At 67.4% G+C, this 14,747-nt stretch carries 15 protein-coding genes; 10 read left to right on the forward strand and 5 right to left on the reverse strand.

Annotated features, from left to right (window positions below):
- Positions 1 to 200 precede the first annotated feature (200 nt).
- Together QHF84_RS41720 and QHF84_RS41725 are read left to right on the forward strand one after the other, a co-directional pair.
- Positions 201 to 770 (forward strand): four helix bundle protein, encoded by a 570-nt coding sequence (locus tag QHF84_RS41720; protein WP_281319143.1) that lies wholly within the window; start codon positions 201 to 203, stop codon positions 768 to 770.
- Positions 771 to 1,081: 311 nt separating this feature from the next.
- Positions 1,082 to 1,708, forward strand: a complete 627-nt coding sequence (locus QHF84_RS41725; RefSeq protein WP_281319144.1) for an RNA polymerase sigma factor — start codon at positions 1,082 to 1,084, stop codon at positions 1,706 to 1,708.
- Here QHF84_RS41725 and QHF84_RS41730 read toward each other — a convergent pair.
- Positions 1,620 to 4,439: a pentapeptide repeat-containing protein gene (locus QHF84_RS41730; protein ID WP_281319145.1), complete on the reverse strand. Its 2,820-nt coding sequence runs from the start codon at positions 4,437 to 4,439 to the stop codon at positions 1,620 to 1,622. The genes QHF84_RS41725 and QHF84_RS41730 overlap by 89 nt on opposite strands.
- Positions 4,440 to 4,911: 472 nt before the next feature.
- Between QHF84_RS41730 and QHF84_RS41735 the strand changes: the two genes are divergently transcribed.
- Positions 4,912 to 5,616, forward strand: coding sequence for a hypothetical protein (locus QHF84_RS41735; RefSeq protein ID WP_281319146.1), 705 nt, complete (start codon positions 4,912 to 4,914; stop codon positions 5,614 to 5,616).
- Positions 5,617 to 5,677: 61 nt separating this feature from the next.
- Here QHF84_RS41735 and QHF84_RS41740 read toward each other — a convergent pair whose 3' ends face one another.
- The gene (locus QHF84_RS41740; protein ID WP_281319147.1) at positions 5,678 to 6,571 is read right to left on the reverse strand and encodes an SDR family oxidoreductase; all 894 of its coding nucleotides are present in this window, start codon (positions 6,569 to 6,571) and stop codon (positions 5,678 to 5,680) included.
- A gap of 87 nt (positions 6,572 to 6,658) precedes the next feature.
- The gene (locus tag QHF84_RS41745; protein ID WP_281319148.1) at positions 6,659 to 7,582 is read right to left on the reverse strand and encodes a LysR family transcriptional regulator; all 924 of its coding nucleotides are present in this window, start codon (positions 7,580 to 7,582) and stop codon (positions 6,659 to 6,661) included.
- A 231-nt stretch (positions 7,583 to 7,813) separates the two neighbouring features.
- Between QHF84_RS41745 and QHF84_RS41750 the strand changes: the two genes are divergently transcribed.
- The 6 genes from QHF84_RS41750 (at position 7,814) to QHF84_RS41775 (ending at position 11,729) form a co-directional block, all read left to right on the forward strand.
- Positions 7,814 to 8,662 carry a hypothetical protein gene (locus tag QHF84_RS41750; RefSeq protein ID WP_281319149.1) on the forward strand — a complete coding sequence of 283 codons (849 nt, stop codon included), beginning with the start codon at positions 7,814 to 7,816 and terminating at the stop codon, positions 8,660 to 8,662.
- 74 nt (positions 8,663 to 8,736) lie between these two features.
- On the forward strand, positions 8,737 to 8,922 hold the full coding sequence (locus QHF84_RS41755) for a hypothetical protein (RefSeq protein WP_281319150.1): 186 nt from the start codon (positions 8,737 to 8,739) through the stop codon (positions 8,920 to 8,922).
- A 2-nt stretch (positions 8,923 to 8,924) separates the two neighbouring features.
- Positions 8,925 to 9,980: a radical SAM protein gene (locus QHF84_RS41760; RefSeq protein WP_281319151.1), complete on the forward strand. Its 1,056-nt coding sequence runs from the start codon at positions 8,925 to 8,927 to the stop codon at positions 9,978 to 9,980.
- Positions 9,981 to 10,000: 20 nt separating this feature from the next.
- The gene (locus QHF84_RS41765) at positions 10,001 to 10,465 is read left to right on the forward strand and encodes a lasso peptide biosynthesis B2 protein (protein ID WP_281319152.1); all 465 of its coding nucleotides are present in this window, start codon (positions 10,001 to 10,003) and stop codon (positions 10,463 to 10,465) included.
- Positions 10,462 to 10,740 (forward strand): PqqD family protein, encoded by a 279-nt coding sequence (locus QHF84_RS41770; RefSeq protein ID WP_281319153.1) that lies wholly within the window; start codon positions 10,462 to 10,464, stop codon positions 10,738 to 10,740. Before QHF84_RS41765 ends, QHF84_RS41770 begins: the two co-directional genes overlap by 4 nt.
- Positions 10,741 to 10,745: 5 nt before the next feature.
- Complete coding sequence (locus QHF84_RS41775; RefSeq protein ID WP_281319154.1) at positions 10,746 to 11,729, forward strand: hypothetical protein; 984 nt, start codon at positions 10,746 to 10,748, stop codon at positions 11,727 to 11,729.
- On the opposite strand, the gene QHF84_RS41780 is transcribed toward QHF84_RS41775, so the two are convergent.
- A complete protein-coding gene (locus QHF84_RS41780; protein ID WP_281319155.1) occupies positions 11,726 to 12,364 on the reverse strand; it encodes a hypothetical protein in 639 nt (212 codons plus the stop codon). The genes QHF84_RS41775 and QHF84_RS41780 overlap by 4 nt on opposite strands.
- Before the next feature lie 128 nt (positions 12,365 to 12,492).
- On the opposite strand from QHF84_RS41780, the gene QHF84_RS41785 reads away from it, so the two are divergent.
- Entirely contained in the window at positions 12,493 to 13,305 is an 813-nt protein-coding gene (locus tag QHF84_RS41785) for an SUMF1/EgtB/PvdO family nonheme iron enzyme (RefSeq protein ID WP_281319156.1), read from the forward strand.
- Here QHF84_RS41785 and QHF84_RS41790 read toward each other — a convergent pair.
- On the reverse strand, positions 13,244 to 14,692 hold the full coding sequence (locus tag QHF84_RS41790) for a VanW family protein (RefSeq protein ID WP_281319157.1): 1,449 nt from the start codon (positions 14,690 to 14,692) through the stop codon (positions 13,244 to 13,246). The genes QHF84_RS41785 and QHF84_RS41790 overlap by 62 nt on opposite strands.
- Positions 14,693 to 14,747 lie beyond the last annotated feature (55 nt).

Below are 14,747 nucleotides of genomic sequence, written 5' to 3' on the forward strand. Positions count from 1 at the left end.
AGGCAATCCGAGCCTCCGTGAACGGAGGAAGCGGGACGTGCAGGGCCTCGTGGATCAGCTCCGCCGCGAGGAGCGGCCGGTTGCGGAAGAGCTCGATAATCGCCTCGTGCAAGAGGGAAGGCACGAGCGCGCCTTACTGCGGGCGCGCGGCGAGCACAAGGGAAAGGTTCGTCGGGGAACGAATCGGTTTTACGGGAACGATGGTGCTGCTGCTGCTGCTGCTGCTGCTGCCGCTGCTGCCGCTGCTGCCGCTGCTGCTGCTGCTGCTGCTGCTGCTGCTGCTGCTGCTGCTGCTGCTGCTGCATTCTTTGTTCTCGTCCGGGGAGGGCGAGTGTGCCCGCGTGCTCGGAAGGCGAAAGGCCGAGCCGTGCTCGCCGTCCTCGCCGTGCTCGCTTCGCTGCGCGCGGCTCCGGGCGGCTGCGCGCGGTGCGAGGCTTCGCCTCGCAGCCTTTCGCCTTCCTCCGCGCGCGGGCCGGGGACGAGGGTCCCCGGTCGGGGATACGGAGGAAACGATGGTGCTCAGGATTTATGGCGTGGCGATCGAAATGCTCAGGCTGTTGCGGCCCGTGATCGATCGAATCGGGGCGAAGGATGCGAATCTGGGGGACCAATTGCGGCGGGCTGCAACGAGCGTTCCTTTGAATTTGAGCGAGGGTGCTTATTCGCAAGGAAGGAAGGAACGAACGGGCTCGGTGGCATACGGCCATGGGTTCGGCGGCAGAGGTCCGTGCTTGTCTGGATGTGGCCGAAGCGCTCGGGTACGTGGATAACGTGGACGAGGAACTACGCCTGAAGCTGGACCACATCATCGGCACCCTGTCCCGCCTGACCCGACGCTGAGACGCACGGCGGGCCGTCCTCCCCGGGCGGCCCGCCCGTTCGCCCTGGATCACAGCCCCCATTGCAAGGCCCCTCGCCCATTCCCTTTGGATCGTAGGCTCTCCCCGGACGAACCAATCTCCGCCTTTGGGGATTTCCTTCCGGCCCGACCTGTGAGATAAAACAAGCGACGCCAGCCGGCGCTTGCAACACCGACCGGCGTCTGACCCGCAAACCCCACGGTAACTGGAGTTCACGAGCTGTGATCAAGGTAGACGTCTGTCCTGAATCCGCCAAGAAACCTGCAACCCATCGCTCCCCGGAGGCCACCTTCGCGTGGTTTTACCGGGAATACCGGGGCTTCGTCCGTTCCGTCCTCTTGAAGCATGGCCGCGTGGAGGAGCGCGAGGTCGACGACCTCGTACAGGAGGTCTTCCTCATCGCCTGGCGCCGCCGGGACGGCCTCGTGTGGGGCGAGCAAGCGCGGCCCTGGCTCTACACGGTCGCGCTTTACATCGCGGCAAACCATCGCAAGCTTGCGCGAAATCGCGTCGAGGATCTCGCAGGCGAGGTACCGGAGCCAGTAGCGTTTCCACGGGTGACCGAGGCGATCGACGCGGCCCGCCTCCTCGCGAGAGCCCTGCGAAAGCTCGGCCGGAAGGTCGCGGCCGTGCTGATCGCCTACGAGATCGAGGGGCAATCCATGATGGAGATTGCCCGCAGACTGCGGATACGGTTGAAGACCGCCTACGCCCGCCTGCGGCTGGCGCGGGAGAGACTTGTCACGCTTGCGCCAGCCATCACTGAGTGTCGACCTCGCATGCACCTTGAGAGCTGGGGTCAAAGGCTATGGGCCATCGAGTACGTTGACTGTAAACGGCGCCTTTAAGGTTCACTCCGCTGAGGTCCGCGTTCGTAAAGTCCGCATCTATGAGCTTTGCGCCGCTGAGGTCCGCTCCGCTGAGGTCCGCTCCGCTGAGGTCCGCCTCGCTGAGGTCCGCCTCGCTGAGGTCCGCATCTCGGAGGTCCGCACCACTGAAAATTGTCCAACGGAGTTTCGCCCCGCGGAGGTCTGCCTCTATCAGGTTTGCATAACTGAGGTCAGCCTCGCTCAGGTCCGCCTCGCTAAGAATTGCGTCTCCCAGGTCCGCTTCATCGAGCTCCGCTCCGCTGAGGTCTGCTCTGCTGAGATCCGCCATGCTGAGATTTGCATGGGCCAGGATCGCGCCGCAGAGATTCGCCCCGCTGAGATTCGCTTCAAGCAAGTCTGTATGGCTGAGTCTCGCGTGCTTGAGGTTCGCGCTGCGGAGATCCGCTCCGGCGAGGTCAGCACGCGGTAGGGACATGCCTTCTGCACTTATTCCTGGAGCATACAATCGCACCCATGTGCCATGGCTCCAGAACCAACCCAGCATCGAACGCATCGGCGACGTCTTGGCCTTCAGTGGTTTCAGCCCATTTAGCGAACACCGAATCGCCAGCGCGGCATGCCGAAGCCGAACGCGTTGATCATCGCGCCAGAGCCGTGCTTCCTCATCTTTGTCGAATCCAGGCCGCTCATCAAGGAATGCGCGCTCCGCCCAACCCCCGATTTTCTTTCGCTCTTTCTCCTTCCACTGGACACCGTTCAGAATGGCCATCAAGAACTCGAAGCTACGATCGTCCTCTTGGAGCAATATCGCACCATAGAGATCGCGCTCCAGAGTCTTTTGCCTCGATTCTTCACGCTCCTGGATGATCGCTCCCAGTCGATCCGCCCACCAGCGAGCCGTCAAGAACTCTCTGAAGCTCTTGTGGCCGAACAAGATCGTGTGGTTCTGATCCCGTAGATCCGCCTGCAACACGAGCAGGGCGCCCATACGGATCATCTCTTGTGCCTGTGGATCTCCACGGAGGTCGAGCGCATCCCGGAGAAGATTGTTGACGTCCTGCAAATCGAGGTACTCGTCCCGCGCTTCACGCCTCCGGTGCTCCCACGCAATGCGCGACATGAGCAACAACATCGCCTCCTCCAGCGAGGCGTTTCTCCCGATATAGCCACGTTCGCGCAGCTTCTCCCGTAGTTTCTCTGACGCTTCCGCCACGCGAGGGTGCCGATCCCGATCGTGCTTGCACTTCCCAGCGGCAATCTGCTGGAAGAAGTGCTCGTAGATCGCCACCTGGCTCGTTTCGCCCAACTCGATCCGCGTGGAATTCCACGTTATGGCAATCATGAAGAGCAGGATGGGCGTCGTCGCCAGCTCCAGGAGCTTGGCCTTCTTCAGCTCTTCGACCGCGATGGGCTCGCGTCCACTGATCCGGTTCCAGCGATCGAGCCAAGCCCCGATCTGATCGTTCTCGCGGAAGGGCTGCACGTCGATGACAGGGATACCCTTGAGCTTTTCTTCCGCAGGCAAGGCGCCCTTTCGCGAGAACACCACCACCCGATGCCTCGTCGCCCCCTTCAGCTCCCGAAAGAGCTGCTCCACCTCCATATGCGACAAGGCAACCTCGTCCAGCCCATCCACGAGATATACGACCCGCATCGTGTCCGGCGGCATCGCCAGAGCCTCATCACTCCGACGCAGAGAGATCCCGATCCCCTCGGCCTGGTTGCGGAGCGCCTCCCGGACCGTCGCTTCGAAGGATTGGCGCTGGAAATCACGCGCGCATTTGATGAAGACCGGAAGCACGAGCTCGGTCGACGTCTTGTCCACGGCCCGCATGTACTGCTCAGCCCATCCCTTCGCGAGCATCCGCGCAGTGAGGGACTTCCCCATGCCGAAATCACCACGTACGAGAACGATGCGATGCGTCCCAAGCAAGTCGCCGATGAGCCCGCGGAGCGGCTTGCGCATCTGTCCCCAAAGGCCATCCGGCTCCACATACATGAACCCGAGCGGCATCATCGGCACGCCGGGCGTGGTCGTCCCGAAGACGTGCCGCCTGTCCGAGATCGACCAATCCTCCATCAATCGTCGCCGGAGCTGCCGCGGCCGATCCTCGTCGACCGCCAGCAAAAACCGCCCCAGCTCCTGCCCGGCCGTCGTCACCAGCAGCTCGGCATACGCCATCTGAAACGCGCCCTCGAACTGGAGCCGCGCCCCCTCCCGCCGCATGTCGAGCAGCGCCGTGCCCTCGCTCCCCTCGAATCGCTCATCCGCGAACGCCGTGTACAGCGCCTGATAGATCGGCGTGGCCATCGGATCGGGATGCAGCGCATGCATCGCCGAGAGCCGCTCCGCCGCGGCATGCTTCTCGAACTCCGGCAGAAGCCACCCCAGGGCGACCTTGAGCCGCGTCTGGATCTCCTTTTCCCGCGCGGCTTGGTCACCCGATCGGAGGACCCGATGCACCCAGGACTTCTCCTTGAGTCCCGGGGCCATCCGCTCGTCCCCTGCCCAGTGCTCGGCAAATGCCATGCCGAACGCCTGGAGCACGAGCGCCGTATGCACCGCCGTCATCCGCGTCGGCTTCTTCGCGGTCGTGAGCCCGTGCACGCTGCCGAGCGCCTCGAGCACGGCGCTGATCGCGCTGACGTCCGTCTCATCGAAGCCCTGCTTGGCTTCGCCGAGGTAGCTGAGCGCCCCAGCGGCGAAGACCTTCCCGAGCGTGGCGAGTACCGTTACCGTGGGTTCCATGGAAGTGTTGGGTGCACGACTCTATCGAAGCCGCCCACGCGTGGCCAGGCCCCACGACGCCCATCAACCCCCGCTCCCCATCCTCTTCCGCGCCCCCTGACGAGCGTCAACCCCCGCTCCTCATCGTGCGTAATGCCCCCTGACGAGCGTCAACCCCCGCTCCTCATCATGCGCAATACCCCCTGACGAGCGTCAACCCCCGCTCCCCATCTCAAGGAGCGCTCCCCGACGCCCATCAACCCCCGCGCCTCATCTTGCTCCGCGCCCCCCGACGCCCATCAACCCCCGCTCCCCACATTGATCCGCTCCACCTGACGCCCATCACCCCCCTCTGCCCACGCGGATCGTCGGACTCCTGCTCGCCTCGAATGGAATCTTCCGCTCTCCGTTCAACGGGCACCCCCGCGCGCCCCTCGCCGCGTGGGTCTGTCGAGAACCAACCACACCGGGCCATGGGCCCAGGGAAACGATCATGCGCAAGTATTCGCACAAGGCCGCCTCGACCGTTCGTTTCGAGTATGGCGTCGAGCTCGGCGCCGGCCTCTCGCAATTTCCGGAGACCGCTTCCGCCGCGAGTCACATCAAGGCGGTGAACGAAGCGCTCGGCGCCCAGTACGACAAGCGCTGCGCGCTCCGCATCCCCGTCCTCGAAACCCGCGCCGCGCTCCGATTCGCCGAGATGGGCGCCGAACGTGTCATCCGCTCCGCCCTCCGCGCCGCGGAGATCGAGGACGGCGGACGGCGCGGTCGGCTCTGCGCATGCCTGTTTCCCAAAGGCCTCCGGCCCGTGGTCATTCCCATGGGGAAACGCCAGGTCAAACCCCTGAAGGATCTCGTCGAGCGGCTCCAGAACGCCAAGCTCGCCGGAATCGACGCCTATCGGAATGCCTGGTCGCCAAAGCTCGAAGCAGCCCTCGCGACGCTGGAAGGCGCGGTCGCCGCCCACCTCGACGCGCTCGCCGCGCACGACGAGGCCTTCAAGGTCGAGCTCGCCTTGCGCGACGCGCATCACGACGCGGTGGACAAGGTCATCGGCATCGTCCGGGCCACCTTCCCCCGCGATCGCGAACTTCAGGACGTGATCTTCCCGGTCGTCGAAGGGAGCCGGAAAGGCGCGAACGAATCGGCCGAAGAGCTCGCAGCCGAACCGACGAGCCCCGCCCCCGCTGAAGCTTGACCATTCCCGCTCCCGCTCCCGCTCCGGACTCCGCCCCCCCTGGGCGTCGACCCCGAAAGCGTCAGGCCTTCGGAGGGCTCGCGAGCGCGGCTCGATTCGCCACGAGGAACTCACGAATCGACTGCGGGGCGCGGCCCGCGAGGCGCTGCACCGTATCCGTCACCGTTGCAAGCTCACCTCTCGCGATGCCCGCGTCGAACGACGCAAACGTCTTCGCCATGGGCTCGGGCATTCCGTGATCGACCATGCCCTGCACGAGCGCCTCGATCGAAACCGAGACGTGCTCGATCGGCCGGCCGAAGACATCACTCGTGATGGCCGCGAGCTCTTTGCTCGTCAGCGCCGCGGGACCGGTGACGTCGAGCGTGCGTCGCCCCTTCACGCCGTCCACGAGCGCCGCTGCCGCCGCGCGCGCGCAATCGTCGCGCGTGACCCATGCGGTCGCGCCGTCTCCACGCGCGTCGACCAGCTTGCCCGATGCAAGCGCCGGCGGAAGCCACACGAACAACATGTCGGCGTAGAGGTTGTTGCGCAGGATCGTGAAATCGAGGCGGCTCGCGGCGAGCGCGGCCTCCGTCCCGGCGTGGTCGTCCGCAATGAGGATGAGCGACCCGACCGGGTTGGGCAGCGACGTGTAGACGACGTGCTCGACGCCCGCGGCCTCGAACGCGCGCAACGCTGCCTGGTGCTGCGCGAGCCGCCGGCCTGGACGATCGAGGGCATCGGTGCTGATCAAAAGCGCGCGGCCGACGCCGCGGAATGCCTCCACGAGGCTTTTTTCGTCGTCGAAATCGGCGCGGCGAACCTCGACGCCTTTCGCGGCGAATTCTTTCAGCGAATCGGGCGTGCGCGTGGTCGCGATGATCGGTCCGACCTTTTGCTCCAGCAAGAGTTCGAGGACGCGGCGACCGAGGTGCCCCGAGGCACCCGTGACGAGAACGGCGGAGTTGGACATGCTGGCCTCCTGGGAATGGAGGTTGAGCTCGTCCGTCCCCTAGAACAATGATTCGTTCCTGGAATCTTTGGTGCTCGTCTGCAACAATCAGCGCTCCCCGTCGTCAGGGACCGAGAGCGGGCGCTGCCGGAGCATCTCGGCCACGAGCTCGCGGAACGCGGTGACCTTCGGGGGCAGGTGCTTGCGGCCCGAGTGCACGAGATAAACCGTGCCGCTGTAGGCGGTCCAGCGCGGCAGGACGCGCACCAAGGTGCCCGCAGCCACGTCCGCGTCCGCCATGAAAGACGGCAGCGAGCCGATCCCCGCGCCTGCTTTGATGACCTCCCGGAGAAACCACATGTCGTCGCCCGCGATGCGCGGGGTTGCCGAAACGGTCGCTTTCGAGGCAGGCCCCGAGAGCAAAAGCGGGGGAACGCCTCGAAACGCAATCCAGTCGAGCCCATCGAGGTCGCCTGGCACGCGCGGCGCCCCCCTTCGCGCGAGGTACGACGGCGAGGCGTACAGGTGGATCGCGAGCGTCCCGACCTTCCGAGCGACGAGCGTCGAATCGCGGAGCGGGCTGTGCCAGACGCGGAGCGCGAGATCCATGCCCTCTTTCACGAGATCCACCACGGTGTTCGTGAGGTGCGCCTCCACGCGTACGTTCGGATAACGGACCGAAAACCGCGCGATTGCCTCGGCGAGCACCATCGCGCCGAGGTCGACGGTGGAGGTGATCCGCAACGTGCCCGACGGGGCCGCCTCGCGCTCAGGCAGATCGGCGAGCGACGCTTGGAGCGCCTGAAGCAGCGGCGCGACGCGATCGAACAACGCAGCGCCCGCCGTGCTGATCGATACCCGCCGCGTCGTGCGATGGAAGAGCGTCACGCCGAGCGATTCTTCGAGCACGGCGACCGCGCGGCTGACGGTGGAGCGCGGAACCCCGAGCCGCGCAGCGGCCGCAGAGAAGCTGCCCTCGACGTGGACAGCGACGAATGCGCGGACGAGGTTCAGATCGATTGTCGCTTCCATGCACCGAAGAGGGCTACACGTGCCCATGACTCGCCGCAACGCCGACGACCGCAAGGCGCGGCCATTCCCTCGCCCGAGATGGTCGCCAGGTTGCCCCAGCCAAAGGCGCTGAAAATCTGCGCGGGAGGGTGGGGCGGCATCGACAAGCAAAAGGTTTACCGAAGAGGGAAAGGCAGATTCATCGTCGCGCGCCTCCCTGCACGCCCCGCGTAAACAGCTAGGATGCGCGCCGTGACGTACAGGATCCCTCCCTGGGTCCGCGCCCTCCTCGCGGCCGACCGCCTCGCGCATCGCATCGCCACCGCACGCGAAGGCCTGCGCGACGAGCTGCTCCTCGCCTGGATCCCCGAGGCCGATCGCGCCGCCCTCACCGCCGCGCTCTACGCGCGCCAGAAGACCTACCTCCCCGGCGGTCATCGCTTCGAAAGCGGCCTCTTCACCTGGGAAAAACGTGTCCTCGACGCGCCCGCCTTCCCCCGCCGCGGACGTGTCCTCGTCGGCGCCGCCGGCGCCGGACGCGAGGTCGTCGCGCTGCTCGATCGCGGCTTCACCGTGACCGCCTTCGACCCCTGCGCGGACTTCGTCGAGGGCGCCCGCGCGCTCGTGCAGGGCCGCCAGGCAGACATCCTCCTCGGCTCCTACGACGACCTCGTCGCCGCCTCCGAGGGCCGCGGTGGCCCGCTCGCCTCGCTCGGCGATCCGCTCTCCTTCGACGCCGTCATCCTCGGCTGGGGCAGCCTCTCGCATGTCCTGCCCGCCTCGGCGCGCCTCGGCCTTCTTCGCGCCGTCCGCACGCTCGCGCCGCGCGCCGTCGTGCTCACGAGCTTCCAGCTTCGCCACGACACCGATGCGAAGACCGAGACCAAAGGCCGCCTGCGCGACGCGCTCCGCCGCGCCTTCACTGCGATGGGCGCGCCGGGCCGCAGCGAGCCGGGGGACCAGTTCTTCCCGGATGGCGGATTCTTCTCGTACCTCTCGCCCGACGAGATCCCGCGCGCCGCCTTCGAGGCCGGCTACGAGGTCGTGATCTTCGAGGAGGGCCCCTACCCGCACGCCCTGCTCACGCCGCTTCGGACCTGAATGGCGCGAAGCGCGGGCGCAACGAAGTCTAGGCGCTCGCATTGTGGTACGCTGGCACGAGGAGAACGACGCGCATGGCCGACATCGAAGACAGAAGCGCCGAGGTCGAAGGCGACCCTGCCCGCGCGGAGGGAGAACCGGCCGAGGACCCCCGCAAGCCCTACGAGCCGCCGCGCCTCACGAAGAAGCGCTCCGTGGCCCGCGCGACGCTCTTCACGCCCATGGGCCCGGCCATGACGGGCACCACGTTCATGGGCTAGGCATGGCCGTCACGTGGATCGCCCTGCACCTCACGGATCGCTGCCAGCTCGACTGCCAGCACTGCCTGCGTGATCCCGGACGGAAACCGAAGGATCTCCCGCTCGACATCATCCGCAAGGTCCTCGCCGACGCGAAGCGGCTCTACCACACGCATCAGATCGCGCTCACCGGCGGCGAGCCCACGCTCCACCCCGAGCTCGAAGGCGTGCTCGACGCGATCGTGGAGCACGACTTCACCTGGCACGTCGTCACGAACGGCCGCCGCTTCGAGCAGTTCCTCTCGCTCGTGCGCGACGATCCGGCCCGGCGCGAGCGCCTCACGGCCGTGAACCTGAGCCTCGACGGCGCCGACGAGGACATGCACGACGCGATCCGCGGCAAAGGCAGCTTCCGCGACGTCATGAAGGCCGTGACCCTCTGCACCGCGCACGGCATTCCGTTCGTGCTCCAGATGGTGCTCCACGCGCGCAACGTGCACCAGATCGAGCCTTTTGGCCTCATGGCCGCGCAGCTCGGCGCGACGCGCGCCTCGTTCTCGATCCTCCAGGCGACGGGCACGCACCACGATGAGCAGCTCTACCTGCCGCCGCGCGCCTGGAACAACGCGCAGCACCGCATCGAGCGCCTCGCCGCCGCGCTCACCGTGCCCGTCACGATGCCCGAGGGGTTCTACCGGGAACAACCCTTCCACGTCTGCGAGCCGATGAAGAGCGAGCTGCTCCACATCGACGTGGAAGGCCGGCTGAACCTCTGCTGCCAGCACGCCGGTGTCCCGAGCGCGGGCCCTGCCCGCGACATCGCCGGCGACCTCGCGACGACGAGCCTTCTCGAAGCCCACGGCCGCCTGCTCGGCATCATCCACGAGACCCAGATGGCGAAGCTCGCCGCCATGGCCCAGGGCTCGCTCGGCACGTGGGACCACTTCCCCTGCAACTGGTGCATGAAGCACTTCGAAAAACCCCACTGGACGGACGAGGGCGCAGACGGCCCTCCGGCGCAGCGGGAGCGATGGCGCGGCGCGTGGGCGAAGAAGGTCACCTTGCCCGTCGTGCGCTAGGCGGCTCGGGGGAGCGCGAAATGCCTTCGCTCTGGCCTCAGCGTCTCCGCCTCTCCGCGACCGCGCTGGCCTTGCGCCTGTCGCTCCCCTTGCGGGTCGCGCGATCGAGCCTGCCCGCGCTGCTCGACGCGCTCTCGCGAGGCACGATCGATCCCGCGCCGCTCGACGTGCTCGACGAGGCGCTCGCGCGCGCGGACGCGATCACCGTTCGCCTGCCCTTCGTGCCCGACACCTGCCTCTACCGCTCACTCGCGCGTTTCTCGATGTTCCGCCGCGCCGGGCATGCCGCGCGTTTCGTCATGGGCCTGTCTCGACCTGGAGAGATCGAGGGGCATGCGTGGATAGAGCTCGACGGCGCGCCGTACGGCGAAGAACTGGATCCCGATCTCGTCGTGACGTACGCCTACCCTTGTCCACGCTCGGGGCTACGCTCGGGCGAGCCGAGCTACGCCCCGAACCCCTGTCCACAGGAGCCCGCCGCGTGACCGAGCCGCGCCTGCCCAAACCGAACCCCCAGGTGCTTTTCACCGAGCTCGACGACGGCACGGGCGTCCTGCTCCACCTCGACACGAAGTTCTATTTCACGCTGAACGCAGCCGCCGTGATCGTGTGGAAATCCCTCGCCGAGCCGCTCGCCGAGCCTGGCGCGATCGCCGAGCGGATCACCTCGCTCTTCCGCATCGATCACGAGACGGCCGCGCGCGACGTCGACAGCGTGCTGCGCGAGATGCTCGAAGACGGCCTCGTGCTTCCGGCCTGAGCAGGATGCAAACCGCGGCGCTGCACGGCGTGACGCTCGCGTGGACGACCGAGGACGGCGCGCCCGATCTCGTCCGCGAGCTCGGCCTCGACGAAGGCATCGGCCGAGCGGATGGCCGTGGCCGCATCGAGATCTTTCTGCGCCGCGGGGGTGCTTCGCTCGACGCGGATCCTTCCGCCGAGGGATACCGCCCCTCGTTTTTCCACGGCATCGTGCAGGCCTACCGCGAGCCCACGGGCGCGCCGCCGGCCTTCCTGCTCTGGGATCACAAGAGCCGCATCCTCGTCCCCGCAGGAGCCTCGCGCATCGAGGCCTTCCTCTCCGGCGAAGAGCTCGTCGCCGGCTCGGCGCGCGCTTCGCTCGAGATCGCGCTCTCGCTCGCCCTCCGCGCGTGCGGCCTCTTTCACCTGCACGCCGCGGCCCTCGTGCACCCGAGGCACGGCGAGGCCGTCCTCGTCGTCGGCGGCGCGGGCGCGGGCAAGACGACCACCACGATCACGCTCGCGTCCGCCGGCTACGAATTCCTCGGCGACGACGCGCTCCTCCTCGAAGACGACCCCCGAGGCCCGCGCCTCTGCGCCTTCCCGCGCCCCTTTCACGTCGGCCCGGCCGCGCTCTCGGCCTTCCCGCGCCTTATGCCCTTCGCAGGCCCCACGAAGCGCCAAGGCGACAAACGCGACGTCGACCCGAAGCGCGCCTTCCCGGGCCAAGACCGGCCCACCTGCCTCGCGCCGACCCTCGTCCTTCACCCGCGCATCGAGCCGGATCAACCGACCACGCTCGCGCCCCTCGCGAAGGCCGAGGCCCTCGGCAACCTGATCGCGTCGAGCGGCGGCCTCGTGATCGACGACGTGCCCGGAAAGACCGAGCACCTCGCCCTTCTCGCCCGCGTCACGAACCGCGCGCGCCACTACGATCTGCGGATGGGCCGTGATCTGCTCGACGACCCCTCGATCCTCCCGTTGGGGATCGATAGCCTCGACTTCTAGAAGAAAAACTGGGCGCAGCAGCCCTCGGTGACCCCGCAGGCGAAGGAGCCGAGCGTGGCGTCGCACTTGCCGACCTGCATCCCGTTGATGGAGCAGACGCAGACCTGCGTCGTGCCGGGCTGCGGGAAACACTCCGTGGACACCTGGCTGCCGTTGCACTGGCCTTCGCACTTGCACGATCCGTCGGAGCCTTCGGAGCAAACGTTCGCGCCGCAGAGGCTGCCCGGGTTCTTGCAGTCTTCGATCGCCTGGATGAGCGGGGCGCAGACCGAGCCGAAGCACTCGCCGTTCATGCCCGCGTTCTCGGCGATGCACTGGACCGCGGCGGTGACCTCGTTCAGGCAATCACCGGCGTTCTGGAACTCGGCCAGGCAACCGTCGAGGCAGTTCGGATCCGCGCACTCCGGGACCATGCCGAGGCTCGCGCACGCCTGCTCGCAAAGGCTCTGCTGGCTGCCGCCTCCCGTCCCCGTCCCGTTCGTCGTGGTGTTCGTCCCGGCACTGCCGCTGCCGCCCGCGCCTGCGCCGCCCTCGCCGGCGCCGCCCGCGTCGATCACCACCTTGCCGCCACAAGCCCCGAGCCCCGCGAACGCGAGCGCCGCGATCCCCAGGAAGCCAAGCATCGTCCGCTTCATGGCGCGCATCCTAGCCCGGACGTACGAGACCCGCGAGCGGACGGAGGACATGTGGGCCGGGGTTCGTCGCGCCGTAGCGTTGCTCCGCGCCCGAGAGGGCCGTTTCTGCGCTAGGATGCCCCGCCTCGGTGCTCCTTCCGACGCTCCTCACCCAGCTCTTCGCCGCGCCGCAAGCCGCGCCCGTCGCGCCTCCGGCCACGCCTCCTGCCGCGGTCTGTCCTTCGGGCACGCGGCTCGTTTCGGGCGTCCATTACGAGAACGTGCAGCGGCTCTGCACGACGCGGCGCCAGGGGCATTGTTATTCGTTCCTCCCGGGGATGCTGGCGCTCGAACCGGTCGCGACGCCCGTGCACGTGTGCATGGACGAGCACGAGTGGCCGAACCGCGAGGGCAAGCGGCCGGATGTGATGATGCGGTTCGTCGAGGCCGAAAAGAAATGCGCCTCGGTGGGCAAGCGCCTCTGCACCGAATTCGAATGGGAGCTCGCGTGCGAGGGCCCGGAGACCACGCCCTGGCCCTACGGCCACACCTTCGACCCGAACGCCTGCAACGCGTCGAAGGAGTTCATCCCGTACGACGAGGGGAAGCTGAACGCGGACGAGCGGCGCGTGCGCGAGATCGAGACGTGGCGCCTCTACCAGGGCGAGCCGAGCGGCTCGCGCCCGCGCTGCGCGTCGAGCTTCGGCGTGAAGGATCTCGTGGGCAACGTGGAAGAGTGGGTGCGGACGTCACGCAAAGAGTGGCAATATCGGTCGTCGCTCAAGGGGGGATTCTGGGCCAAACCCTGGGCCCATTGCCGCGGGACGAACGACTCGCACGGGCCGATGTTTCGTTATTACGAGATCGGCTTCCGTTGCTGCAAGGATCCCGAGGTGCCCGTCACGGAGCCGGAGCCTGCACCGGCGCCTGCACCGGAAATGACGCCGTCGCCGTCCCCGTAGCGTCCTCGGAGAGGCGCCCTTCGACGCCCTTCGCGTGATCGGGCAAGGGCGGCAGATTCGCCTCGTCGTACCCGGGCGCGACCCAGTACACCTCGGGCGAAGGGCGATAACCGCTGAACCAGCGCCGCTCCTCGACGCGGCCGTCGGCATACGAAATGCGGAGCGTCGAGGTGACGTCGTACCCACGCACGCCCTTCTGCCGATGAATGCGCTTTCCAGGCGGCAAATGCGATTTCACCGTGATGCGACGGACGAAATCGTACGACTGCCCGACGCCATAACCATACTCGACCTTCGCGACGGGCTCGCCGCCGAGGATCTCCACGCGCACCTTGTTCGGCTGCGGGAAATACGCGTGGATCATGACCGGGAACGGATAAGGATTCTTGAGCTTGAGGTCGACGATCGGAAAACTCACGGTCGCGTCGAGGCCGAGCTTCGTGTAGCTCGACGCGCGCGAGTGCCCCTGCCGATGCAGGACCTCGATCCCGCCGTAGACGGCCGCGCCGTGCAGCGTCGAGGAGAGCTGGCAGGTGCCGCCGCCGATGCCGTCCGTGAGCTCGTCGCCCTGGATCTCGGGCGCCAAGGTGAAGCCGTTTTCCCGCGTGCGGGGTCCGACGCGATCGTTGAAGGAAAAACCCGCGCCCGGCGGCAGGACGACGCCGTCGATCTTGCGCGCGGCGTTGCGGATGTTGACCGCGCGCCCCGCGCCCGATCCGAAGAGCGAGAACGAGGTCTCGAACGAGGCGACGACCTTCGTCACGTCGACCTGCGCCAGCTCGAGCGCGGTCACCTTGGCCGGCACGCGGCGCGTGACGAGGCGGATCACGACGCCGTCCTCGAAGCTCGCCGCGCGCATCTCCGCGAGCGAGGCGTCGATGTCGAGCTCGCGGCCGGGGATGTCCTCGATCTTGCGCTTGTTCTCGAGGTCGAGCACCGCGTCGACGGGCGCGACGGAGAAACGCGGCGCGATCGACTCCAGAAACCGACGCGCCTTCGCCTCGTCGATCCAGAAGGAGAGCGGCACGAAGACCTGGCTCCGCCGCGCGAGGCGCGCCTCCCGCATGCGCCTTACGAGCGAGCCCGTATGCCCCACCTCGCCCGCGCGATCGAGCGAGGCCTGCACGTCGATCTCGACGCCCACCGCGCCGAGCGTGGTCTCCACGATCTCGCCGTCGTGATGGAAGCGCACCTCCCAGCCGAGCGCGTCGAGCTGACGACGCGCGAGCCACGAGGCGGGCGAGCCTTCGTCGGGCACGCGTTGATCGCCGAGGAACAAGCCTTCGACGACCGGAGAACGTGGCCCGTACCGATAGGCGCCGAGCCCGAGCCCCGCAGCGACGGTGGTGCCGATGCCGAGGACGAGGAGGAGAGAGGACTTTCGCACGGAAGATCGCCGCAATCGTAGCGGAGACCTTCCCGTCTTTGGAAGTTTATCGGCA

It is taken from the genome of Polyangium sp. y55x31 (genome assembly GCF_029946505.1).
Lineage (GTDB): Bacteria > Myxococcota_A > Polyangia > Polyangiales > Polyangiaceae > Polyangium.

Excerpts from the sequence above, each read along its gene's own strand:
- QHF84_RS41780 (WP_281319155.1), bottom strand. The coding sequence starts at position 12,364 with ATGAAGCGGACGATGCTTGGCTTCCTGGGGATCGCGGCGCTCGCGTTC.
- QHF84_RS41735 (WP_281319146.1), top strand. The coding sequence starts at position 4,912 with ATGCGCAAGTATTCGCACAAGGCCGCCTCGACCGTTCGTTTCGAGTAT.
- QHF84_RS41740 (WP_281319147.1), bottom strand. The coding sequence starts at position 6,571 with ATGTCCAACTCCGCCGTTCTCGTCACGGGTGCCTCGGGGCACCTCGGT.
- QHF84_RS41755 (WP_281319150.1), top strand. The coding sequence starts at position 8,737 with ATGGCCGACATCGAAGACAGAAGCGCCGAGGTCGAAGGCGACCCTGCC.
- QHF84_RS41720 (WP_281319143.1), top strand. The coding sequence starts at position 201 with ATGGTGCTGCTGCTGCTGCTGCTGCTGCTGCCGCTGCTGCCGCTGCTG.
- QHF84_RS41760 (WP_281319151.1), top strand. The coding sequence starts at position 8,925 with ATGGCCGTCACGTGGATCGCCCTGCACCTCACGGATCGCTGCCAGCTC.
- QHF84_RS41745 (WP_281319148.1), bottom strand. The coding sequence starts at position 7,582 with ATGGAAGCGACAATCGATCTGAACCTCGTCCGCGCATTCGTCGCTGTC.
- QHF84_RS41775 (WP_281319154.1), top strand. The coding sequence starts at position 10,746 with ATGCAAACCGCGGCGCTGCACGGCGTGACGCTCGCGTGGACGACCGAG.
- QHF84_RS41730 (WP_281319145.1), bottom strand. The coding sequence starts at position 4,439 with ATGGAACCCACGGTAACGGTACTCGCCACGCTCGGGAAGGTCTTCGCC.
- QHF84_RS41765 (WP_281319152.1), top strand. The coding sequence starts at position 10,001 with ATGCCTTCGCTCTGGCCTCAGCGTCTCCGCCTCTCCGCGACCGCGCTG.